General features: G+C 52.6%; 19 protein-coding genes and 1 pseudogene. 11 read left to right on the forward strand and 9 right to left on the reverse strand.

Features of this window, described 5'->3' with window-relative positions; all coding sequences use genetic code 11:
• Window positions 1-194 precede the first annotated feature (194 nt).
• The 5 genes from iaaA to gsiD are packed head-to-tail and all read left to right on the forward strand — an operon-like array spanning window position 195 to window position 6,462.
• A complete protein-coding gene (iaaA, locus tag IMQ48_RS05660; RefSeq protein WP_196208242.1) occupies window positions 195-1,160 on the forward strand; it encodes a beta-aspartyl-peptidase in 966 nt (321 codons plus the stop codon).
• On the forward strand, window positions 1,147-3,018 hold the full coding sequence (gsiA, locus tag IMQ48_RS05665; RefSeq protein WP_196208243.1) for a glutathione ABC transporter ATP-binding protein GsiA: 1,872 nt from the start codon (window positions 1,147-1,149) through the stop codon (window positions 3,016-3,018). Before iaaA ends, gsiA begins: the two co-directional genes overlap by 14 nt.
• 23 nt (window positions 3,019-3,041) lie before the next feature.
• Entirely contained in the window at window positions 3,042-4,580 is a 1,539-nt protein-coding gene (gene gsiB / locus IMQ48_RS05670; RefSeq protein WP_196208244.1) for a glutathione ABC transporter substrate-binding protein GsiB, read from the forward strand.
• A gap of 47 nt (window positions 4,581-4,627) precedes the next feature.
• Window positions 4,628-5,548: a glutathione ABC transporter permease GsiC gene (gsiC, locus tag IMQ48_RS05675; protein WP_196208245.1), complete on the forward strand. Its 921-nt coding sequence runs from the start codon at window positions 4,628-4,630 to the stop codon at window positions 5,546-5,548.
• Window positions 5,549-5,550: 2 nt separating this feature from the next.
• Window positions 5,551-6,462 carry a glutathione ABC transporter permease GsiD gene (gsiD, locus tag IMQ48_RS05680; RefSeq protein WP_096757731.1) on the forward strand — a complete coding sequence of 304 codons (912 nt, stop codon included), beginning with the start codon at window positions 5,551-5,553 and terminating at the stop codon, window positions 6,460-6,462.
• A 59-nt stretch (window positions 6,463-6,521) separates the two neighbouring features.
• Here gsiD and rimO read toward each other — a convergent pair whose 3' ends face one another.
• Entirely contained in the window at window positions 6,522-7,829 is a 1,308-nt protein-coding gene (gene rimO, locus IMQ48_RS05685; protein WP_196208246.1) for a 30S ribosomal protein S12 methylthiotransferase RimO, read from the reverse strand.
• A 469-nt stretch (window positions 7,830-8,298) separates the two neighbouring features.
• On the opposite strand from rimO, the pseudogene glgP reads away from it, so the two are divergent.
• Window positions 8,299-10,729 (forward strand): annotated as a pseudogene (glgP, locus tag IMQ48_RS05690) (glycogen/starch/alpha-glucan family phosphorylase).
• 32 nt (window positions 10,730-10,761) lie between these two features.
• On the opposite strand, the gene IMQ48_RS05695 reads toward glgP, so the two are convergent.
• Entirely contained in the window at window positions 10,762-11,688 is a 927-nt protein-coding gene (locus IMQ48_RS05695; protein WP_196208247.1) for a LysR family transcriptional regulator, read from the reverse strand.
• Window positions 11,689-11,922: 234 nt separating this feature from the next.
• On the opposite strand from IMQ48_RS05695, the gene bssR reads away from it, so the two are divergent.
• A complete protein-coding gene (gene bssR / locus IMQ48_RS05700; protein ID WP_196208248.1) occupies window positions 11,923-12,306 on the forward strand; it encodes a biofilm formation regulator BssR in 384 nt (127 codons plus the stop codon).
• Window positions 12,307-12,408: 102 nt separating this feature from the next.
• Complete coding sequence (locus tag IMQ48_RS05705) at window positions 12,409-13,521, forward strand: PQQ-dependent sugar dehydrogenase (RefSeq protein WP_196208249.1); 1,113 nt, start codon at window positions 12,409-12,411, stop codon at window positions 13,519-13,521.
• 16 nt (window positions 13,522-13,537) lie between these two features.
• Here IMQ48_RS05705 and IMQ48_RS05710 read toward each other — a convergent pair whose 3' ends face one another.
• Complete coding sequence (locus IMQ48_RS05710) at window positions 13,538-14,164, reverse strand: glutathione S-transferase family protein (protein WP_196208250.1); 627 nt, start codon at window positions 14,162-14,164, stop codon at window positions 13,538-13,540.
• 318 nt (window positions 14,165-14,482) lie between these two features.
• Between IMQ48_RS05710 and dacC the strand changes: the two genes are divergently transcribed.
• A complete protein-coding gene (dacC, locus tag IMQ48_RS05715; protein WP_196208299.1) occupies window positions 14,483-15,685 on the forward strand; it encodes a serine-type D-Ala-D-Ala carboxypeptidase in 1,203 nt (400 codons plus the stop codon).
• Window positions 15,686-15,730: 45 nt separating this feature from the next.
• Here the strand turns inward: dacC and deoR are convergent, their stop codons facing one another.
• On the reverse strand, window positions 15,731-16,489 hold the full coding sequence (gene deoR / locus IMQ48_RS05720; protein ID WP_196208251.1) for a DNA-binding transcriptional repressor DeoR: 759 nt from the start codon (window positions 16,487-16,489) through the stop codon (window positions 15,731-15,733).
• 65 nt (window positions 16,490-16,554) lie between these two features.
• On the reverse strand, window positions 16,555-17,163 hold the full coding sequence (gene ybjG / locus IMQ48_RS05725) for an undecaprenyl-diphosphate phosphatase (RefSeq protein ID WP_196208300.1): 609 nt from the start codon (window positions 17,161-17,163) through the stop codon (window positions 16,555-16,557).
• Between the two features lie 298 nt (window positions 17,164-17,461).
• Between ybjG and IMQ48_RS05730 the strand changes: the two genes are divergently transcribed.
• Entirely contained in the window at window positions 17,462-18,694 is a 1,233-nt protein-coding gene (locus tag IMQ48_RS05730) for an MFS transporter (RefSeq protein ID WP_196208252.1), read from the forward strand.
• Window positions 18,695-19,188: 494 nt separating this feature from the next.
• On the opposite strand, the gene IMQ48_RS05735 is transcribed toward IMQ48_RS05730, so the two are convergent.
• From IMQ48_RS05735 to IMQ48_RS05745, 3 genes are all read right to left on the reverse strand, one after another.
• Window positions 19,189-19,470 carry a hypothetical protein gene (locus tag IMQ48_RS05735; RefSeq protein WP_370551829.1) on the reverse strand — a complete coding sequence of 94 codons (282 nt, stop codon included), beginning with the start codon at window positions 19,468-19,470 and terminating at the stop codon, window positions 19,189-19,191.
• Window positions 19,471-19,578: 108 nt separating this feature from the next.
• Window positions 19,579-20,394: a Cof-type HAD-IIB family hydrolase gene (locus IMQ48_RS05740; RefSeq protein ID WP_196208253.1), complete on the reverse strand. Its 816-nt coding sequence runs from the start codon at window positions 20,392-20,394 to the stop codon at window positions 19,579-19,581.
• The gene (locus IMQ48_RS05745; protein WP_196208254.1) at window positions 20,394-21,602 is read right to left on the reverse strand and encodes an MFS transporter; all 1,209 of its coding nucleotides are present in this window, start codon (window positions 21,600-21,602) and stop codon (window positions 20,394-20,396) included. Before IMQ48_RS05745 ends, IMQ48_RS05740 begins: the two co-directional genes overlap by 1 nt.
• A gap of 85 nt (window positions 21,603-21,687) precedes the next feature.
• Between IMQ48_RS05745 and IMQ48_RS05750 the strand changes: the two genes are divergently transcribed.
• Window positions 21,688-22,230 carry a TetR/AcrR family transcriptional regulator gene (locus IMQ48_RS05750; RefSeq protein WP_196208255.1) on the forward strand — a complete coding sequence of 181 codons (543 nt, stop codon included), beginning with the start codon at window positions 21,688-21,690 and terminating at the stop codon, window positions 22,228-22,230.
• Window positions 22,231-22,241: 11 nt separating this feature from the next.
• On the opposite strand, the gene IMQ48_RS05755 is transcribed toward IMQ48_RS05750, so the two are convergent.
• The gene (locus tag IMQ48_RS05755) at window positions 22,242-23,156 is read right to left on the reverse strand and encodes a LysR family transcriptional regulator (RefSeq protein WP_196208256.1); all 915 of its coding nucleotides are present in this window, start codon (window positions 23,154-23,156) and stop codon (window positions 22,242-22,244) included.
• Between the last annotated feature and the right edge of the window lie 50 nt (window positions 23,157-23,206).

A 23,206-nucleotide genomic window follows, 5' to 3' on the forward strand; every position in this document is an offset into this window, starting at 1 on the left:
CTCCTGCGAGGCAAAATCGAATCCGGTCATTATGTCAGAAAACAGACGCAGACAGTATGCCACCTCAGTCTTAGGTGCAGGCCTTTATCTTTACATGACGTCTGCATCTTTCTATATTCGAAAATCGAATCAATAACTCACCGAAATTCTGCTATTTATAACCACGTTTCCTGCCACCTAAATGGACGATAAAAATGGGCAAAGCAGTCATTGCAATTCACGGCGGCGCTGGCGCAATAACCCGCGCGCAGCTGAGTCAGGAGCAGGAATTGCGTTATATACAGGCGTTGTCAGACATCGTTGAAGTGGGTCAACGGATGCTGGAGGCGGGCCAAAGTGCGTTGGATGTGGTGACTGAAGCCGTGCGTTTACTGGAAGAGTGCCCCCTGTTTAATGCCGGAATCGGCGCGGTATATACCCGAGATGCAACCCATGAGCTGGATGCCTGCGTGATGGACGGAAATACGCTGCAGGCGGGCGCCGTTGCTGGCGTCAGCCATCTGCGCAACCCGATCCTCGCGGCCCGTCTGGTGCTGGAAAAAAGTCCGCACGTCATGATGATTGGTGAAGGGGCGGAGAATTTTGCCCATGCGCAGGGTATGGATCGCGTGAGTGCGGAGATTTTCTCGACGCCAGAACGGTATGCTCAGCTGCTGTCAGCGCAAGCTGCGGGAGAAACTGTGCTTGATCACGGCGGCACGCCGCTGGATGAGGGCAGCAAAATGGGCACCGTCGGTGCGGTGGCGCTGGATAAATACGGTAATCTGGCGGCGGCGACCTCGACCGGCGGCATGACCAACAAACTGCCGGGGCGTGTCGGGGATAGCCCGTTAGTGGGTGCCGGTTGTTATGCCAATAACGCCAGTGTGGCGGTCTCGTGTACCGGAACCGGGGAAGTGTTTATACGCGCGCTGGCGGCATATGACATTGCCGCGCTGATGGATTACGGCGGCCTGAGCTTGTCAGAGGCCTGCGAACGCGTGGTGATGGAAAAATTACCGGCGCTCGGCGGTAGCGGCGGGCTTATTGCCGTCGATCATGAAGGCAATGTGGCCTTACCGTTTAACAGTGAAGGCATGTACCGTGCCTGGGGATATGCTGGCGATACGCCAACCACCGGTATTTACCGGGAGAAAGGAGATACCGTTGCCACACAGTGATGAGCTTGACGCCAACGATGTACTGGCGGTTAGCAATCTGAACATTGCTTTTGCGCAGGAGCAGAAGCGGATCAGTGCGGTACGCAATTTGTCATTTCGTCTCAAGCGTGGGGAAACGCTGGCGATTGTTGGCGAGTCCGGTTCAGGAAAATCGGTCACCGCGCTGTCACTGATGCGCCTGATTGAACAGGCGGGTGGTGAGGTGAACTGCGATGAGATGTTGCTTCGGCGACGCAACCGGCAGGTGATTGAACTGGGCGAACAGAGCGCGTCGCAGATGCGTCATGTGCGCGGGGCGGATATCGCGATGATCTTCCAGGAGCCGATGACGTCGCTCAATCCGGTGTTCACCGTAGGTGAACAAATAGCCGAGTCGATTCGTTTGCATCAGGGGGCTAGCCGTGAAGCGGCGATGGAAGAGGCCAAACGGATGCTCGATCAGGTGCGGATACCGGAGTCCAGGGCTATTTTATCGCGCTTTCCGCATCAGCTTTCTGGCGGTATGCGCCAGCGGGTCATGATTGCGATGGCGCTGTCGTGCCGTCCCGCGGTATTGATTGCCGATGAGCCGACCACCGCGCTGGATGTCACCATTCAGGCGCAGATCCTGCAACTGATTAAAGTGTTACAGCAGGATATGGCCATGGGGGTGATTTTTATCACTCACGATATGGGCGCGGTTGCCGATATTGCCGACCGCGTACTGGTGATGTATCAGGGTGAAGCCGTAGAAACGGGCAGCGTGGAACAGATTTTTCACGCCCCGCAACACCCCTATACCAAAGCGCTGCTGGCCGCCGTGCCGCAGCTCGGGGCAATGAGTGGACATGAACTGCCGCGCCGTTTCCCGTTGATTTCGCTGCAGGACCCCGACCACCGAGAGCCGCAGACTGAACAGGACACGGTGGTGGCGGGCGAGCCGATCCTGCAGGTGCGTAATCTGGTGACGCGTTTCCCGCTGCGCAGCGGCATTCTCAACCGCGTGACCCGTGAGGTACATGCGGTGGAAAACGTCAGCTTTGATCTGTGGCCGGGTGAAACGCTCTCGCTGGTGGGGGAATCCGGTTGTGGTAAATCCACTACCGGACGGGCGTTGTTGCGACTCGTGGAGTCTCAGCACGGAGAGATCACCTTTAACGGTCAGCGTATTGACACGCTGGCCAGCAGCAAGCTTCAGCCGCTCCGTCGGGATATTCAGTTTATTTTCCAGGATCCCTATGCGTCGCTCGACCCGCGTCAGACGGTAGGTTATTCCATTCTCGAGCCGCTGCGTGTGCACGGTCTACTGCAAGGGGACGCCGCGGCAAAACGGGTCGCCTGGCTGTTGGAGCGGGTGGGGCTACTTCCTGAACACGCCTGGCGCTATCCGCACGAGTTTTCCGGTGGCCAGCGGCAGCGTATCTGTATTGCCCGGGCGCTGGCGCTCAATCCAAAAGTGATCATCGCCGATGAATCGGTTTCGGCACTGGATGTCTCGATTCGTGGGCAGATTATTAATTTATTGCTCGATCTCCAGCGGGAAATGGGTATCGCCTACCTGTTTATTTCTCACGATATGGCGGTGGTCGAACGTATCAGCCACCGTGTGGCGGTGATGTACCTGGGGCAGATTGTCGAGATTGGTCCCCGTCGGGCGGTGTTTGAAAATCCGCAGCATCCGTATACCCGCAAATTAATGGCGGCGGTTCCGGTTGCCGATCCCTCTCATCAGCGGCCGCAGCGGGTGCTGCTGTCGGATGATATCCCCAGCAATATCCGCAAGCGCGGAGAAGAGATTTCCCCGGTGTCACTCCAGTTAGTGGGGCCTGGGCATTATGTTGCGCGTCCGCAGCTGGAAAATGCGCTTTCGCGTCTATAACAGGCAGGGTTCAGGAGAATAACATGAGACAAATTGTTGCTCGTAAATGGCTGGTTGCGCTGGGGGTTGCCTCTGCACTGGCTGCGTCCCCTGCCTGGTCGGCTAAAGACGTGGTGGTGGCGGTCGGGTCTAATTTTACTACGCTCGATCCGTATGACGCGAATGACACGCTGTCGCAGGCGGTGGCGAAGTCGTTTTATCAGGGTCTGTTCGGCCTTGATAAAGAGATGAAGCTGAAAAATGTGCTGGCAGAAAGCTATACCGTTTCCGATGACGGCTTAACCTATACCGTCAAACTTCGGCAGGGGGTCAAGTTTCAGGATGGCACCGATTTCAATGCAGAGGCGGTGAAAGCTAACCTTGAGCGAGCCAGCAATCCGGAAAATCATCTTAAACGCTATAACCTGTACAAAAATATCGCTAACACCGAGGCCGTTGATGCGACGACGGTGAAGATCACGCTGAAACAGCCGTTCTCGGCGTTTATTAATATTCTGGCACACCCGGCGACGGCAATGATATCGCCGGCGGTGCTGAAGAAATACGGTAAAGATATCGGCTTCCATCCTGTGGGTACCGGGCCTTATCAGCTTGAAACCTGGAATCAGACCGATTTTGTGAAGGTGAAAAAGTTCGCCGGCTACTGGCAGCAGGGCCTGCCGAAGCTGGATACGATTACCTGGCGTCCGGTGACCGACAATAACACCCGTGCGGCGATGTTGCAGACCGGCGAGGCACAATTTGCCTTCCCGATCCCTTACGAGCAGGCCGCATTACTGGCGAAGAACAAAAAACTGGAACTGGTTGCCAGTCCGTCGATCATGCAGCGTTATATCAGCATGAACGTGACGCAAAAACCGTTTGATAATCCGAAGGTGCGTGAGGCGCTGAACTATGCCATTAACCGCCAGGCGTTGGTTAAAGTAGCGTTTGCCGGTTATGCCACACCGGCGACCGGCGTGCTGCCGCCCGCGATAGCCTATGCGCAAAGCTATACGCCGTGGCCTTATGATCCAGCGAAAGCCCGTGAGTTGCTGAAAGAGGCGGGTTATCCCAATGGCTTTACCACCACGCTGTGGTCATCGCATAATCACAGCACCGCGCAGAAAGTGCTGCAATTTACCCAGCAGCAGTTAGCTCAGGTCGGCGTGAAGGCGCAGGTGACGGCGATGGATGCCGGACAGCGGGCGGCGGAAGTTGAAGGTAAAGCGCAGAAAGAGAGCGGGGTACGGATGTTCTACACCGGATGGTCTGCGTCGACGGGCGAAGCTGACTGGGCGCTGTCGCCGCTGTTTGCTTCACAAAACTGGCCGCCAACGTTGTTTAATACGGCGTTTTACAGTAACAAGCAGGTGGACAGCGATTTAGCCGCGGCCCTGCAAACGAACGATCCGAGCGAAAAAGCGCGATTGTACAAAGATGCGCAGGATATCATCTGGAAAGAGTCGCCGTGGATCCCGCTGGTGGTGGAGAAACTGATCTCTGCGCACAGTACCAGCTTGACCGGATTCTGGATTATGCCGGACACCGGATTTAGTTTTGATGATGCGGATTTGCAATAAGCTATTCATTCGGCCCCTGAACACCGGGGGCCGCCGAAGGGAGTCTGATGCTTAATTATGTTTTCAAGCGCCTGCTGGGATTGATTCCAACGCTACTGATCGTCGCGGTGCTGGTGTTTTTATTTGTTCATTTTTTGCCCGGCGATCCGGCCCGGTTGATCGCCGGACCGGAAGCCGATGCCGAGGTTATTGAACTGGTGCGTCAGCAGTTGGGTCTGGACCAGCCGCTGCATATTCAGTTCTGGCATTACATGACGAACGTGTTGCAAGGTGATTTTGGCACCTCGATGGTGTCGCGTCGTCCGGTTGCTGAAGAGATTGCCAGCCGCTTTATGCCCTCATTGTGGTTGACGATTGCCAGCATGACGTGGGCGGTCTTGTTTGGCATGACGGCGGGGATCATCGCCGCCGTATGGCGTAATCGCTGGCCGGACAGGTTGAGTATGACCCTGGCGGTCACCGGGATCTCATTCCCGGCGTTTGCCCTCGGCATGCTGTTAATGCAGATTTTTTCCGTGGAGCTCGGCTGGTTACCCACCGTGGGCGCGGATTCCTGGCAGCATTATATCCTGCCCTCTATCACGCTGGGCGCGGCGGTGGCAGCGGTATTGGCGCGTTTTACCCGTGCCTCGTTTGTCGATGTGCTCAGCGAAGATTACATGCGCACCGCGCGGGCAAAAGGGGTGAGTGAAACCTGGGTGGTGTTAAAACACGGTTTGCGTAACGCGATGATCCCGGTCGTCACGATGATGGGGCTGCAGTTTGGCTTTTTGCTTGGTGGCTCCATTGTGGTTGAGAAAGTCTTTAACTGGCCAGGGCTCGGACGATTGTTGGTGGACTCGGTTGAAATGCGAGACTACCCGGTGATTCAGGCCGAGGTGCTGTTATTTTCTCTGGAGTTTATTCTTATTAACTTAGTGGTGGATGTACTCTATGCCGCCATTAATCCGGCTATCAGGTACAAGTAAGGATGCGATTTTTTAACTGGCGCCGACAGGCGATTTTAAATGCAATGCCGCTCGTTAAACCTGAACAGATCCGCACGCCGTGGCACGAATTTTGGCGACGTTTTCGTCGCCAGCGTGTGGCGATGATCGCAGGATTATTCGTGCTGGCCTTGATTCTGGTGGCGATATTTGCTCGCTGGCTGACGCCGTTTGATGCCGAGAATTACTTCGATTATGACCGCCTCAATGACGGGCCGTCGATGTTGCACTGGTTTGGCGTCGATTCGCTGGGACGGGATATTTTTAGCCGCGTGCTGGTTGGCGCGCAAATTTCGCTGGCGGCGGGGGTTTTTGCCGTATTTATTGGCGCAGCTATAGGTACGGTGCTGGGCCTGCTGGCAGGCTATTACGAAGGCTGGTGGGATCGGCTGATTATGCGTATCTGCGATGTGCTATTCGCTTTTCCGGGTATTCTGCTGGCGATAGCGGTGGTGGCGGTACTCGGCAGCGGCATTGCTAACGTAATTATTGCCGTCGCCATTTTCTCCATTCCGGCCTTTGCGCGACTGGTGCGTGGAAATACGTTGGTGCTCAAACAGCAGACGTTTATTGAGTCGGCGCGCAGTATTGGCGCCAGCGATACGACTATTATCTTCAACCATATTTTGCCGGGAACGGTCTCGTCGATTGTGGTCTTTTTTACCATGCGCATCGGGACGTCGATCATCTCCGCCGCGAGTTTGTCGTTCCTGGGATTGGGTGCTCAGCCACCGACGCCGGAGTGGGGCGCGATGCTCAACGAAGCGCGGGCGGATATGGTGATTGCCCCACACGTGGCGATATTCCCGGCGGTGGCAATATTCCTGACGGTGCTGGCATTTAACTTATTGGGTGATGGCCTGCGCGACGCGCTGGATCCGAAGATTAAAGGATAAACTGTAGGCCGGATGACGGCGTAAATGCCTTGTCCGGCCTACAGTTGGGTGACGATGAGTTAAACGCGGCTGCCCCACAGATCGTATTCGTCTGCGTTTTCAACTTTGACGCGGATAATATCGCCAGGCTTCACGTTGGTTTCGCCATTCATGTACACCGCACCGTCGATTTCCGGAGCGTCTGCCATGCTGCGACCAATCGCGCCTTCTTCGTCAACTTCATCGACGATGACCAGAATTTCGCGGCCGACCTTCTCCTGCAAGCGTTCAGCAGAGATCTGCTGCTGCAATTGCATAAAGCGGTTCCAGCGTTCTTCTTTTACCTCTTCCGGGATTTGATCCGGCAACTCATTGGCTCCCGCACCGTCTACCGGACTGTATTTAAAGCAGCCAACGCGATCCAGGCGTGCTTCTTTCAGGAAGTCGAGCAGCATCTGGAAGTCTTCTTCGGTTTCACCCGGGAAGCCGACGATGAACGTTGAACGCAGGGTCAGTTCAGGGCAGATTTCACGCCACTGCTTAATACGCGCTAACTGGCGGTCTACCGAACCTGGGCGCTTCATCAGCTTGAGAATACGCGGGCTGGCATGCTGCAGTGGGATGTCCAGATACGGCAGAATTTTGCCTTCCGCCATCAGCGGGATGACATCATCGACGTGCGGGTACGGATAGACGTAGTGCAGACGAGTCCAGATACCCAGTTTCGACAGCTGCTCGCACAGATCAACCATGCTGGTTTTCACCGGCTCACCGTTATGGAAGCCGGTGCGGTGCTTCACATCCACACCGTAAGCGGAGGTATCCTGGGAGATAACCAGAATCTCTTTGACGCCCGCATCAACCAGGCGCTTGGCTTCGCTGAGTACCTCGCCGATTGGACGGCTGACCAGATCGCCGCGCATCGACGGAATGATGCAGAACGTGCAGCGATGGTTGCAACCTTCAGAGATCTTCAGATAGGCGTAATGACGTGGCGTCAGCTTGACTCCCTGCTCAGGAACCAGGCTCTGGAACGGGTTATGCTTTGGCTTTGGCACGTAATGGTGAACGTGTTCCAGAACCTGCTCGTAACTGTGCGGTCCGGTGATTTCCAGCACCTTCGGGTGAACTTCACGGATCTGATCGACTTTCGCGCCCAGGCAGCCGGTGACAATCACCTTACCGTTCTCGTTCAGCGCTTCGCCAATCACTTCCAGTGATTCTTGTACCGCGCTGTCGATAAAGCCGCAGGTGTTAACGATAACCATATCTGCATCGTCGTAATTCGGCACAACATCATAACCTTCAGTACGAAGTTCAGTCAGGATGCGCTCAGAATCAACGAGGTTTTTCGGACAACCTAGTGAAATAAAACCAATTTTTGCCATTTTCTTATACTGTACATTGCTCGTAATCGGTGGATTATACAGATGCCACCGCGCGACATCTATATCTGATGAACAGAAGTAGGTCGTCCTGAAGGGGGATACGGGCAAATGACTTTTCGGTAGGGGAAAGGTGTTTAGATAGTCTAATTCCGGCTTTAAGTGTCACTTCTTGGCTATAGAGAAGAAGTCTTATAAATTTATTTCGTCGAGCGTTATCCATGAGGTTAAATTTGAAAGACATTGCTTTGCAGTCAAAACTTAAAATGGCGAGAACTCTTTATGCTAATGGTGTGAGCTTATATTATATTTCGCTCGCGACTGGTTTAAGCTGGCGCTTATTAATGAATGAACTTCATTCCATTACTCGTCAGGAAGTGGGCCCGCAAAAGAATCAACGCTCATAAATTTATTCTAATTTATTTATTTTTTATTCTTCTGCCCCTTCCCGATTCTGCGAGGTCACGCTGATATGTATATTTCCCCACTTCCTACAGCCGCCGAAATTGATGTTGATAAACTCAGGGATGATATTGCCAATAAGCTCTTATTTACCATTGGTAAAGATCCGGCCATTGCCACCAAACGCGAATGGTTAAATGCCACGCTATATGCCGTGCGCGATCGCATGGTCGAACGCTGGCATCGTTCAAACCGGGCGCAATTCTCTCAGGATGCCCGTCAGGTTTATTACCTGTCGATGGAGTTTTTGATTGGGCGGACATTGTCGAATGCGCTGCTTTCTCTGGGGATTTATGACGAAGTGAACAGCGCGCTCGAGGCCATGGGACTGGATCTGGAAGAGCTGATTGACGAAGAAAACGATCCCGGGCTTGGCAATGGTGGTCTCGGACGTCTGGCGGCCTGTTTCCTTGACTCGCTGGCCACACTGGGTTTGCCAGGCTGCGGTTATGGCATCCGTTACAATTACGGTATGTTCAAACAAAATATCGTCAACGGGGTGCAAAAGGAGTCGCTGGATTACTGGCTGGAATACGGAAACCCGTGGGAATTTAAACGTCATAATACCCACTATAAAGTGCGCTTCGGCGGCCGCGTTCAGCAGGAAGGCAGCAAAATCCGCTGGATTGAGACCGAGGATATTCTGGCCGTCGCGCATGACCAGATTGTCCCTGGTTATAACACAGACAGCACCAATACATTGCGCTTGTGGAATGTGCAGGTTAATAGTGAAGTCAATTCAGGCAAAGTGAATCTGCATGATGATTTTACCGTTGAAGTGGAAAACAAATACCATTTTGAAAAGATCTCGCGGGTGCTGTATCCGGATGACTCCACCGATGCAGGGCGCGAACTGCGTTTACGCCAGGCCTATTTTTTGGCCTCAGCGACGATTCAGGACATTTTGAGCCGGCATTATCAACTGCACAAAAGCTATCATAACCTGGCCGATAAAATCGCGATTCACTTGAATGATACCCATCCGGTTCTGGCGATCCCCGAACTGATGCGCCTGTTAATCGACAATCATCAATTTGCATGGGATGATGCGTTTGACGTGACCTGTCAGATTTTCTCCTATACCAACCACACCTTGATGAGTGAAGCGCTGGAAACATGGCCGGTAGAGATGCTGAGCCGGATCCTGCCGCGCCATTTGCAAATTATTTTTGAAATTAACGATCGCTTCCTGAAATCCGTTGCGGATAAATATCATGATGACAGTGAGCTGCTTAAACGGGTCTCGTTAATTGATGAATCGCATGGCCGGGTGGTGCGGATGGCCTGGCTTGCCGTTGTGGTCAGCCATAAAGTGAACGGCGTGTCGGTATTACATTCAAAATTGATGACGGAATCGCTGTTTGCTGACTTTGCGCGAATATTCCCGATGCGGTTTACCAATGTCACGAATGGCGTGACGGCCCGTCGCTGGCTGGCACTGGCGAACCCGCCGCTGGCAAACGTACTGGATGAGAATATCGGTCAGAACTGGCGCACTAACCTGGCGCAACTGGCTAATCTGAAACAGTATCTTGATTATCCGAGCGTGAACGACGCGGTGCATCGTGCGAAGCACAAAAATAAACAGCGGCTGGCGCACCATATTGCCACCCGGTACGGGGTGGTGGTGGATCCTGCGGCCCCGTATCCACGAGTACAAGCGGCAATTATTGAACGTGCTCCACGTGATTACTCGCTACAATCGGATTAAAGCTTCGCCGGATGAAAACTGGGTGCCTCGCGTGAATATCTTTGCCGGTAAGGCTGCCTCGTCGTATCACATGGCGAAACAGATTATTCGCTTAATTAACGACGTGGCACAGCGGGTGAATAACGATCCGCAAATTGGCGGCAAGCTGAAGGTGGTGTTTATCCCGGATTACAACGTCAGCCTGGCGCAGCTGATTATTCCGGCGGCTGACCTTTCCGAGCAAATTTCACTGGCAGGGACTGAAGCCTCCGGTACCAGTAACATGAAGTTTGGCTTAAATGGTGCATTGACCATTGGCACGCTGGACGGGGCAAATATTGAAATGCAGGAATATGTCGGCAAAGATAATATTTTTATCTTTGGCAATACGGCGCAGGAAGTCGACGTCTTACGACGTGACGGCTATAACCCGAGAACGATTTTTGAGAATGATGCTGAACTGCATCAGGCACTGACGCAAATTGGCACAGGGCTGTTCAGTCCACAGGAGCCTGGGCGGTATCGCAACATCCTCGATTCATTGATCAACTTTGGTGACCATTATCAGGTGTTAGCGGATTATCGCCGCTATGTTGATTGCCAGGACTCGGTGGATGAGTTGTATCGTAATCCCCGTGAGTGGACGACGAAAACGCTACATAATATTGCCAATATGGGGTACTTCTCGTCAGATAGAACGGTACAGGAATATGCCGATAATATCTGGCGTATTACCAGGAACCATGTTTAACCCTTAATCACAACGGGTATTCTCCCTGGTTTTCAGGACAGGGAGGATGCTTGTAAATCGGCGAGAATCGGCTCCAGCATTTTATGTGTATTGGTATCTTTGCGTGACGAGGCAAAAATACTGAATTGCGGTAGCGGGAACGGTGTCTTTATTTCCTTCAGGCCGTAAAGTGGCGCATGCGTGGCAAAGATTTTTTCCGGGATCACCCCTAAACATTGGGTATTCGCGACAATGGTGAGTATTGCAGTAAAAGAAGAGGTTAGCAGGCAACGATCCCCGGTTCTGAATTTTTTATCCACGATGCTGCGGTGATAAATAATTTTTTCATTCTTAGTGTTGTAACCCACCAGATTGGCACTTCTGAACATTTCCTCACTGATTGAATGACCATACAACGTATTATTTTGTGACGCTGCCAGTACCAGCCGCATATCGCATATTTTTTGACAGGAAATACTGCCCGACTCCACGGAAAAGGTAGAAAAAACAACATCAGCCTGCCGCATGGTGAGCAGTTCAATAATACTCTGTTCATTTAAATCGGCGGTGAGATGCAGAAGGCTGATGTCCGCGTTGTTGTAGATTATTTTTTCCGTAACGTCGGGAATAACGATTGGCGAAATAAACGATTCTGTATACAGCGTGAGCCTTTTTTTGGATGCCGGGGAAGTATGTGGCATCAGCAGCGACAGTTTATCGATAATCGGCATCGCATTATCATAAAGCTCGTCGGAGTAGACGGTCGGTAACAGCGCATTGCCGCTGCGAACAAAGAGATTATCGCCCATCAGTTCACGTAGTTTTCTTAGTGACTGACTGACGGCAGAGGGGGAAATATTCAGCATATCAGCCACGCGGGTGATACTGCCGAGGCTATAGATTAAACAGAAAATGGTCAGCAGATTCAGGTCTATCTTTGATAGCGTACGTATCTTCTCGGCATCATTTGCTTTTGACATAGCGCCCTCATCATCCGTGCCACGAAAGTAACCCCATCAGGTATAGCAAAAAATTATCGCTACGTCAGAAACAGGCCGTTTCTCCACCCAGGCAACGGCACAATGCCGCTCTGCACGTTGTAACATTGTAAATAATGTTAATCAATTAGGATTTATTGATGTAGGGCATCAATTTGTTCAAAAAACAACCATACTATTAAGTTGCACCATGGTTGGAAAGAGGAGGAACAAAGTATGGTTGTTGACAGACTGAGAACCGATCTTCTCAACAAGTTGATAAACGCCCGCATCAATCTCGCCGCTTATCTGTTGTTGAGGAAAGCGAAAGGCTATATGTCAGTGAGTGAGAGCGATAGTCTGCGTGATAATTTTTTTGTACTGAATCGCGAACTACACGACCAATCACAGCTCCACGGTATGCATCTTGATCAGGAAGAGTGGAATGCCCTGCGCCGTGCTGAAGGGGCGTTAGCCGCCGCGGCTGTTTGTCTGATGAGTGGACATCACGATTGTCCGACCTTTATCGCCGTTAACGCAGATAAACTTGAAAACTGCCTGACAACGCTGACGCTGAGTATCCAGAGTTTGCAAATGTACTCAACGCTGGAACACGTCTGAACCAGGGGGAGGGCGCTCCCCCTTTTCGTTAAGATTGTGTAAAAGTCGCGGGATATTGCCCCTTGCTGGCTACGCTTTATGCAGAGCCCTTAAGGAGGTGTTATGCGGCGACTCTTTCTCTGTACGGCCCCACTGTTACTGTTTGCCCCTCATGCCAGTGCCGAACCCTCTGCGCTGAAGGTTGAAGTGCTGCAAACCAAACTTGATCACCCCTGGTCATTGGCCTTTTTACCTGACAACCGCGGCATATTAATCACTCTACGGGGTGGGCAGCTGCGGCTTTGGCAAGCGGGGGAAGGGCTTTCCGATCCACTCACCGGGGTACCAAAGGTTTGGGCACACGGTCAGGGTGGGTTGCTTGATGTGGTGCTCGCCCCGGATTTTGAACGCTCGCGGCGGGTTTGGCTCAGCTTCGCTGAAGCCGACCATGAGGGTAAGGCCGGTACGGCAGTCGGTTATGGACGACTGAGCGACGATCTCAAACATCTGCAGGCGTTCCAGACGGTTTTCCGCCAGATGCCAAAACTCTCAACCGGCAACCATTTTGGTGGGCGCATGGTGTTTGACGGTAAAGGCCACTTGTTTATTGGTTTGGGTGAAAATAACCAGCGCGCTACCGCTCAGGATTTGGACAAGCTGCAGGGTAAGGTGGTGCGACTGACCGACGAGGGCAACATTCCGCCGGATAATCCATTTGTGAACCAGGCCGGTGCTCGACCTGAGATTTGGTCCTATGGCATCCGTAATCCGCAGGGGATGGCGATGAATCCCTGGAGTGACACGCTGTGGCTCAATGAACATGGCCCGCGCGGTGGCGATGAAATTAATATCCCCGAGAAAGGCAAAAACTACGGCTGGCCGTTAGCGACCTGGGGGATGAACTACAGCGGTTTAAAAATACCTGAGGCTAAAGGTGGAATTGTTGAGGGTACGGAACAGCCTGTTTTCTACTGGGAAAAGTCGCCGGCGGTCAGCGGGATGGCTTTTTACAATAGCGATACCTTTGCGCAGTGGCGGCAGAAGGTGTTTATTGGCGCGTTAAAAGATCAGGATGTGATCGTTTTAAGCGTTAACGGGAATCAGGTTACTGAGGACGGGCGTATTTTACGCGAAAGAGGACAGCGGATCCGCGATGTGCGTGTCGGACCAGACGGTTATTTGTACGTGTTAACCGACGAGTCCGACGGGCAACTACTGAAGGTGAGCCCCCGGTAGCCGCAGCGCTACAGCATCAGCTGACCGGGATCATCACCGCTTTTTGGAACGCTGGACGTTTGGTAAGCTGCTGGTACCAACGCTCAAGGTGAGGACGTTCGGTCCAGCTCAGGCCAACGTTAAACAGGTTGTAGATAAACGGGGCGATGGCGATATCGCCGGTACCAAACTCGTCCCCGGAGAACCATGGTTGGTCGGTCAGCGCGTTGTCGAGCATGGCAAACAGGTTGTCACAAACCTTCGCGCCTGCGTCAATGGCCGCCTGGTCGCGTTGTTCTGCCGGCGTTCTGACCAGACCAAATAAGATGACCCGATGCGCAGGGCTTAGCGTCTGGTTAGCCCAGTCCATCCATTTTTCGCCTTCTGCACGTTTTGCCGGGGCATCGATCCACAGCCGTTTTTGCCCGTATTGGGCGGCCAGATAGCGGACGATGGTATTGGATTCCCACAGTAAAACGTCGGTTTCATCATCGCGTAGCAGGGGGACCAGACCGTTTGGATTCATCGCAAGGTAGTCAGCATCTCGGTTGATACCGTGCTGCCCGCCCGCCAGTATTTGGTTATACGGCAGTTCCAGTTCTTCGAGCGTCCACAACACTTTTTTCACGTTGGTCGAGTTATTGCGACCCCACAGTGTAATCATAGTAACCCCGCGTAATCATTGAGCAGCTTGATGGCTGCATTCGGTATTAAACCCGTTACATGGTGGGGGAAACCTAATATTTACGCAACAACACGTAAAAAAATCGTGATGAAAGCGGCGCAGCGCAGTGTTATTGCATAAACTTTAAAAACTTTACCAACTTACGGTTTCTTTAAGCTCGTTAGTGCGTTATTACTCACCGCACTTATTTTACACGTCATCCATCAGGCCGCTTCTGCGCGGGTTTGGCCGATGCAGTTTGTGTAAACATGGTGTGTTATGACGTGGTTTTTTGGAATGGATACTCGGGTGGCATTTATGACGCAATACTTCTCTTCCCTTCGCAGTTTCGCCGCAGGTTCAGCGCTGTTATTCCTTTTTTCACCGATCGCACAGGCGGTAGAGCAACCCACCGCGCCGCCGAGCGTGGATGCGCGCGCGTGGATCTTAATGGATTACGCTAGCGGCAAGGTGCTGGCGGAAGGCAATGCTGATGAGAAATTGGATCCAGCCAGTCTGACCAAGATTATGACCAGCTATGTGGTAGGCCAGGCGCTAAAGGCCGGGAAAATCAACCTTAACGATATGGTCACTGTAGGAAAAGATGCCTGGGCGACGGGCAACCCGGCTCTGCGTGGGTCTTCGGTGATGTTCCTGAAACCCGGCGATCAGGTAGCGGTGTCCGATCTGAACAAAGGCATTATTATTCAGTCGGGTAATGATGCCTGTATCGCGCTGGCAGATTACGTGGCTGGCAGCCAGGAATCCTTTATTGGTTTGATGAACGGCTATGCGCAAAAGCTGGGACTGACGAATACCACCTTCCAGACGGTGCATGGCCTGGATGCGCCGGGGCAGTTCAGCACCGCGCGTGACATGGCCTTGCTCGGTAAAGCGCTAATCCACGATGTGCCGGAAGAGTACGCCATTCATAAAGAGAAAGAGTTTACCTTTAATAAAATTCGCCAACCGAACCGCAACCGCCTGCTGTGGAGCACCAACCTGAATGTGGACGGGATGAAAACGGGCACCACGACGGGCGCGGGTTATAACCTGGTGGCTTCCGCCACCCAGGGCGATATGCGCCTGATCTCGGTAGTGCTGGGGGCGAAAACCGACCGTATTCGTTTCAATGAGTCAGAGAAGCTGCTGACGTGGGGCTTCCGCTTCTTTGAAACGGTCACACCGATTAAACCGGATGCCACCTTTGTGACCCAGCGTGTCTGGTTTGGCGATAAGAGTGAAGTTAATCTGGGGGCCGGTGAAGCCGGTTCGGTGACCATTCCGCGCGGCCAGCTTAAAAATCTGAAAGCCAGCTTTACGCTGACCGAACCGCAATTAACCGCGCCACTGAAGAAAGGCCAGGTTGTCGGAACGATCGACTTCCAGCTGAACGGGAAATCCATTGAGCAGCGTCCGCTGATGGTGATGGAGGCCGTTGAAGAGGGCGGTTTCTTTAGCCGGATGTGGGACTTTGTGATGATGAAATTCCACCAGTGGTTTGGTGGCTGGTTCTCTTAATCGCTGTAATTGCCGGACGGCGTTTGTACGTCCGGCAATGTCCTTTCAGTACATCAACTTAATTTGCTGCGCTTTTGCGTAATCAACAAACTCATCGTCAGGACGGGTATCGCTGATGATGCTATCAAAACGTTTTAGCTCGCCCATCCGCGCGGGACGCACCTTACCAAACTTGCTGTGATCCACCACCAGCACATGATATTGCGCCATCGACATCGCCCAATGCTTCACCGGTAATTCTTCCAGGTTAAAACAGGTTGCGCCCTTATCAATGTGTACGCCTGCTGCAGAATAAAACGCGATATCCGGGCACAGATTATTCAGTGTCTCCTGAAAATCGAGCGGTTTGAAAATAGCGTTGCTGGCATGGAATTCACCGCCACACAGAATGACGCGGCACAGTGGTTTTTCCTGGAGTGCCAGAAAGGTATTCAGCGAATAGCAGATTGCAGTGAAAGGCAGGTCACTATCGATAGCTTCAATGATCCACGGCGTGGTGGTACCGCAGTCAAAAAAGATTGTCTGATGCGCCTGAACGAGGCTCGCAGCTTGTTGGGCCGCGCGACGTTTCTCATCCACCAGCCGGGACTTTTGGTCGCTGATTAAGTAGTGGCTGGCGCTACGGGGTTCCAGAACAATATAGCCTCCCAGCAACACGACCGGGGCATTGTTATTGTTCAGGTCGCGACGGATGGTCATCTCAGATACGCCAAGCAGCGTCGCGGCTTCTTTAAGGTGTAATTTATCGCTGCGTTTCAGCGCCTGCAGCAACTGACCAATACGCTCGTCGCGTCGTGTTTCCATAGTTCCCCTGGAGAGTAGAATAAGCGTTTCATATCGCGCGCTTAATACTACTTTTTTACCGTGGATTAGTCACGCACCCAGCCTTTACGGATCGGCAGGGCGAAGCAGGTGCGATAGCAAGTCTGCAACGCGGAATACAGCGTGGTGCCGAACCGTTGCCAGATCATCTGGGCGCTCAGGCAGCCGATTAGTCCTGCCAGGAACCCACCCAGCATATCCAGCGGCCAGTGTACGCCGAGGTACACCCGCGACCAGGCGATCGCCACGGCAATCGCCATAAACAGGGCGCCAGACCACAGGCGATGCCAGAATATAAAGGCCAGTGCAAAGGTGAAAATAACGGTGCCGTGATCGCTCGGGAAAGAGTCATCAGGCGCATGGTGCAGGAAGTTGTAGCCGATGTGGTTAACGAACGGACGATCGTGCGGGAACAGATGCCCCATCAGCCAGGAAACGGTGAGGCCGACGATCAGCGCCAGCGCCATTTTGATCACCAGTTTGCGCTGAGTGTTAACGTGGTCGCGCGGACCCCAAAGCCACAGGATTACGGCCAATAGCGGCACGATGCTGATCAGATCTTTGGCAATAAATATGGCAAACGCGATCGCCCATTGCGCAGAGTCCGGCGTGGCGTTGATCAGGTAAAATAGCGAGTTGTTCAGATTTTCCAGCATAACATCCAGATTCAGCACAGTAGTTAAAAAAAGTCCCATCAGGCCGAGCATAAGAGCGCTTCCATGGAATAAAAAGCGGCGTTGTCTTATTTGTCAGCTAAATGACTCTTTTTAAGATAATTAATGATGTCTAAAGCGCATGATAACGGGTTCAACTTAAATTAACCTTAAAGCAAAAGAGCATTGTGAAACTGAGTGTAAAAATGTGCGCATTTTGCTGTCAAATCACATAATTCACTATCACCAGTCCGACGCATTTATTACACTTTGCGCGATTTTTCATTGGTTAAGAGACTGCATGCACAACCGTTTATCTTCAGGCGCCCGACTGGGGCGTCAGGCATTACTTTTCCCGCTCTGTCTGGTGCTTTACGAATTCTCTACGTATATCGGCAACGATATGATCCAGCCCGGTATGTTGGCGGTGGTGGAGCAATATCAGGCCGGATTAGACTGGGTTCCCACTTCCATGACCGCGTACCTGGCAGGCGGCATGTTTTTGCAGTGGTTATTAGGACCGCTGTCGGATCGTATTGGTCGTCGGCCGGTGATGTTAACCGGTGTGGTGTGGTTCATTGTTACCTGCCTTGCGACGCTGTTTGCGCAGAACATTGAACAATTTACTTTCCTGCGCTTTTTGCAGGGCATTAGCCTGTGCTTTATTGGCGCGGTGGGTTATGCCGCGATTCAGGAGTCCTTTGAGGAGGCGGTATGCATTAAAATTACCGCCCTGATGGCGAACGTGGCGCTGATTGCTCCGTTGCTGGGCCCGTTGGTCGGCGCTGCATGGGTGCACGTGCTGCCGTGGGAAGGGATGTTTGTGCTGTTTGCCGTACTGGCCGCTATCGCCTTTGTTGGCCTGCAGCGCGCGATGCCTGAAACCGCGACCCGACTCGGTGAAACACTGTCCATTAAAGAGTTGGGCAAAGACTACAAGCTGGTGCTGAAGAACGTGCGTTTTGTCGCCGGTGCTCTGGCGTTGGGCTTTGTCAGCCTGCCGTTGCTGGCGTGGATCGCCCAGTCTCCTATTATCATTATTAGCGGTGAAAAGCTGAGCAGCTATGAATATGGTCTGCTACAGGTGCCAATTTTTGGCGCGCTAATTGCCGGTAACCTGGTGCTGGCGCGCCTGACCGCGCGACGCACGGTACGATCGCTGATTATTATGGGCGGATGGCCGATCGCCGTGGGGCTGATTATCGCCGCGGCGGCCACGGTGGTCTCTTCCCATGCATATTTGTGGATGACAGCAGGGTTAAGTGTTTATGCATTTGGGATTGGTGTGGCGAATGCCGGACTGGTACGCCTGACGTTGTTTGCCAGCGATATGAGCAAAGGGACGGTTTCCGCCGCGATGGGCATGCTGCAGATGCTGATCTTTACCGTTGGTATTGAGCTGAGTAAGCATGCTTATTTACTCGGCGGTAACGGCCTGTTTAGCCTGTTTAATCTGGCCAGCGGGGTACTGTGGCTGGCGCTGATGTTTATCTTCCTGAAAGATAAGCGGGTAGGGGACTCACGGGAAGGATAAAGCCCGGCTATCCGTAATGCCGCTTAGTTAACGTCTCGGTTTCAGAAAGCATCAACATGTGTTGGGGAGGTAATGAATATGCTCTCTCAGAGAAAGGGTTCCGTTCACCTCATGTTCATCGTTTCTCTGAAGCACCGATTCCTGTGAACGTGTAAAGGGCGTTCTTCGCCACGCCCTTTACAATCCCGGCTCCCGGCAGGAAAATTGTTGCTTCGCAATCCCCTCCGCTTATTCCTCCAGGCTATCGGGCCGGGCGCGAGGTAGCGTCCCTGCAAAACGCGCCCTGAGCCAGCATCCATGCTGGCTCTCCCGGCCTTACGGAAACTCGTCGGCAATTTTCAGCCGGACCAGCCCACACCTGACTACCTGAGCTTTTACTTGAATATCTCTGAACAGCAAAACGGATATAGCTGAAAGCCAGAGAGTTGAAGCGATGACCCATGTCCGACTGAAAATCGATGAGGCGTTGACGGCTGCCCGGGCTTTACGAGGGCTTAGTGGTGATCGTCAATCTGATGCTCAATAACCATCCCTTCGCCTACGCTAGCGACATGCCGAGCATAAGGATGCGCACGATAAACGGGTGCAGGGGCTGGGGCTGGAGCAACATAAACCGTTTGTGGCGCAGTGGTCACGCTGACCGCCTGCGGAACGCTCACGGAAGAGGGAACCACAACAACTTTATAACCGCTTGGTACATCAACGGTGACGCTTTGCGCCATCGCGGTTCCCGCAAACCCCAGCAATATTGCCGCTATCAGTACACTTTTCTTCATCATCAGCTCACCTGAAAATATTTACTGGAGATAATTATCCAGCGGGTTAATGTGATGCGGATTATGAATAGATCATGTCCTTCTTTTGTTGCCGTCTGTGCTGAGGCGTTATCGCGTAAATGGTGCGTCGTTTTTTAGCACCCGGTCGATAATATCCAGTACGCCTTCTTGGTTATTCGACCCCGCGCGATATTTTGCCGCCCGGGCCACCGTATCGTTGGCATTGGCCATGGCAAAACTAAACCCCGCCTGACGCAGCATCTCAATATCATTGCCGCCATCGCCAAACGCCACCACTTCCTCATCGCGAATATTCCAGCGCTGTTGCAGCAGACGCAGACCGTTTGCTTTATGCACGCCCGGGATAATTAAATCGATGCTCCCATAGCCGGTATGAACCGGAACCATAATATCGCCAATCGCGTCATGCAGAGCAGACTGAACCTGCGGGATCTGTTTTTCAGAGATATTCAGCCCGAACTTGAAAAATACATCGTTGATATTGTTGAAGTTATCAACAAATTCGAGGCGGTGGTAGTACATGGCAGCGACGGATTTTAGCTCATCGCTGTAGTGCTTCAGCGTGTAGGCGCTGTTTTTTCCGCAGGCAATAATATCAATGTCGGTTCGCGTCAGCAGATGGTCCACGATGGTCTGAAAATCGTCTTTATCCAGTTCGCCGTTAAACACATCTTCCCCTTCGCTGACCACCCAGCCGCCGTTTTCCGCCACAAAGGAGATTTCATCGGCCAGTTCGGGGAAAAAGGAGATCAACTGGTAGTACTGATTGCCGCTGGCGACCACAAATCGGATCCCCAACTGCTGCATCTGGCGGTACTGCGCCATAAAACGTTCACGGTTGTAGGTCTTTTGGTCACTTAAAAACGTGCCGTCCATGTCGACTGCAATTAACTTAATAGCCATTAGTTGTTCTCCGTCACTGGGGTATTTTTAACATCTGGTTTGGCGACAGCCTTCGCGACGATAGCCGCGACCAGCACCAGCGCCAGCACCACCAGCATGGCGCTGCGCAGGCCATAGTGTTCACCCAGATAGCCCAGCAGCGGCGGTCCGACCAGGAAGGCGAGATAGCCGGTGGTTGCCACAACGCTCACGCGGGTTGGCGCATCGGGGCCGGTATCGCTGGCGGCCGAAATGGTCAACGGGAAGCCCAGCGACGCGCCGAGTCCCCACAAGACGACCGACACACCTGCGACCCACGTACTGTCGACAAAGATAATCAGGCTAATACCCAGCGCGCCCATTAACGCACTGGCGCGTACGACCGCAACGCGGCTGTAGCGATCGATAAACCAGCCGCCGGTAAACCGTCCGACGGTCATGCCCAGCGTAAACCCGGCATAAATCAGAGAGCCTGAGGTTGGGCTAAACCCGTGTCCGTCTACCATCAGGAGAGGAAGCCAGTCATTGGCTGAACCCTCGGCAAATGCCATCGCCAGTACCACGACACCGATGAGCAGCAGCTGGATATCGCGGTAAAAGGGCAGCCCTTTTTCGGCTGAGTGAGAGCCGTCAGCGGCATTTTTACCGGTGCCGTCAGGAATCGCTTTGATGGCGATAAATATTGGCGCAATGGCCACCAGCGCCGCCAGCAGAATATGCGCATTGGCGGGAACGCTAAAGGCGGTGAGCACCATCCCGACGCCTGCGCCAGCCAGGGTGCCGAGGCTATAAAAGCCATGCATCATCGGCAGCACGGTTTTATTCATTTCGCGCTCAACGGCCGCGCCTTCAACGTTAATGGCGACCTCTGCGGCACCAAAACTGGCACCAAAAACCCCTAGCCCAAACGCAAATAGCCAGGCGGAATGCAGCCATAGCGCCACGCTGAGGATAACCATCCCAATGACCGCGCATGACATGGTGGTGCGGATTACTTTTCGCGTGCCAAATCGTTTCACCAGCCACGCCGAACAAAGAATGCCACTCATCGAGCCAATAGAGAGTCCAAACAGCACCGCTCCCATTTCAGCGGTAGAAACGGAGAGGATATCTCTGATGGCTGGGGTACGCGTTGCCCAGGAGGCCATTAATAATCCTGGTAAAAAGAAAAACATAAAAAGCGCCCAGGTGCGGCGTCTTAAGGCTTTGCGTGATGAGATGCCAGTCATGAATTCGAGCCAAAGAAATGAGGAAAGGAGACAACATTAGCAAGGTTGTGTACATTTGTACACAAATGCAAGAAGAGGAAATGCAGTGCGACGCGCGAACGATCCACAACGGCGAGAAAAAATAGTTCAGGCTACGCTGGAAGCGGTAATAATTTATGGTATTCATGCAGTTACGCATCGTAAGATTGCAACGATTGCGCAGGTGCCGTTGGGTTCAATGACCTATTATTTTTTGGGAATCGATGAGCTTCTGATGGAGGCATTCGGTCGTTTTACCGAAACTATGTCGCTGCAATATCAGGCGTTTTTTGTGGGCGTAACCGATGCGCCACAAGCCTGTCATGCCATTACTGAGATGATTTACAGTTCGCAGGTCACCACGCCGGACAACATGGAGATTATGTATCAACTGTACGCGTTCGCCAGCCGCAAGCCGGCGTTGAAAACGGTGATGCAAAATTGGATGCAACGCAGTCAACAAACCTTAGAGCAGTGGTTTGACCCCGCTACGGCCCGTGCGCTGGATGCCTTTATTGAAGGGATGACGCTACATTTTGTGACCGATAAAAAACCGCTGCAGCGAGACGATATCCTTTTGATGGTGGCGCGCATTGCGGGATTGCCGTAGAAGTGAAACCATCAAAATGGTTTGTCGAGGCGTGTCGTCGCCTGGCGTAAAAAATCGATGACCTTCCTGGCTTCAGTGGTTAGTGGTTGGGCGGCCGTTTTCACGATTCCAACGTCCATATATGTAATAAAATCATCAAGGGTTCTGCGCATGACGCGCAGCCCATCCAGCGACCACGGGCGATAAACCAGATCGGATAAAATGGTAATACCTCTTCCTTTGGCGACCAGACTGCGCACTGCCTCAAAAGAGTTACTGCGAAAACAGATATTGGGTCTGTAGCCACGCTGTTGCCAGTAATCAGTGATGACGTCGGGGTACTTGTCGGTTTCCAACAATAAAAATGGTAGCTTCTCTACGTCTTTAAGGCGGACGGATGACTGGCTTTGTAGCGGGTGCCCAATTGAGGTCCACAGACGCCGCTGTGAGCGAATAAAGGTTTCGATTTCCAGGTCGGGATCGTGGTTGATATTTGAGGTCAGCAGCAGACAAAAATCGACGTTCTTCTCCCGCAGTGCCCGCACTAATTCTGGTGCGGTGGCTTCATGAAAAACGATCTCCAGAAGGGGGAAACGTCGTTCAATGTCACCAAGTATATCGGGTACCAGATACGCAGAGAGTGTTTCGGCTATCCCAATACGTACCGTACCGGTGAGGATATCGGTTTTGTCATGCAAATCATCAACGGCGGCGCGACTATTGCTGATAATGTTACAGGCATGAGCCAGAAAACGCTCTCCCTCGGCGGTTAGCTTCACTCCTTTGGGATATCGCAAAAATAGCTGCACGTCTAATGCATCTTCCAGGTTACGCATGGCTATGGTCATTGACGACTGAGAAATATGACAACGCGCTGCTGCTTTGGAAATTTGTAATGTTTCAGCGATCGCGATGTAAAACTCAAGTTGCCTTAGCGTAAATCTCATAGTTTTAATCTATGCACATGGATGAAAACGTTATATTAGCATTCATTATG

It is taken from the genome of Citrobacter sp. Res13-Sevr-PEB04-36 (genome assembly GCF_015672735.1).
GTDB lineage: Bacteria > Pseudomonadota > Gammaproteobacteria > Enterobacterales > Enterobacteriaceae > Citrobacter.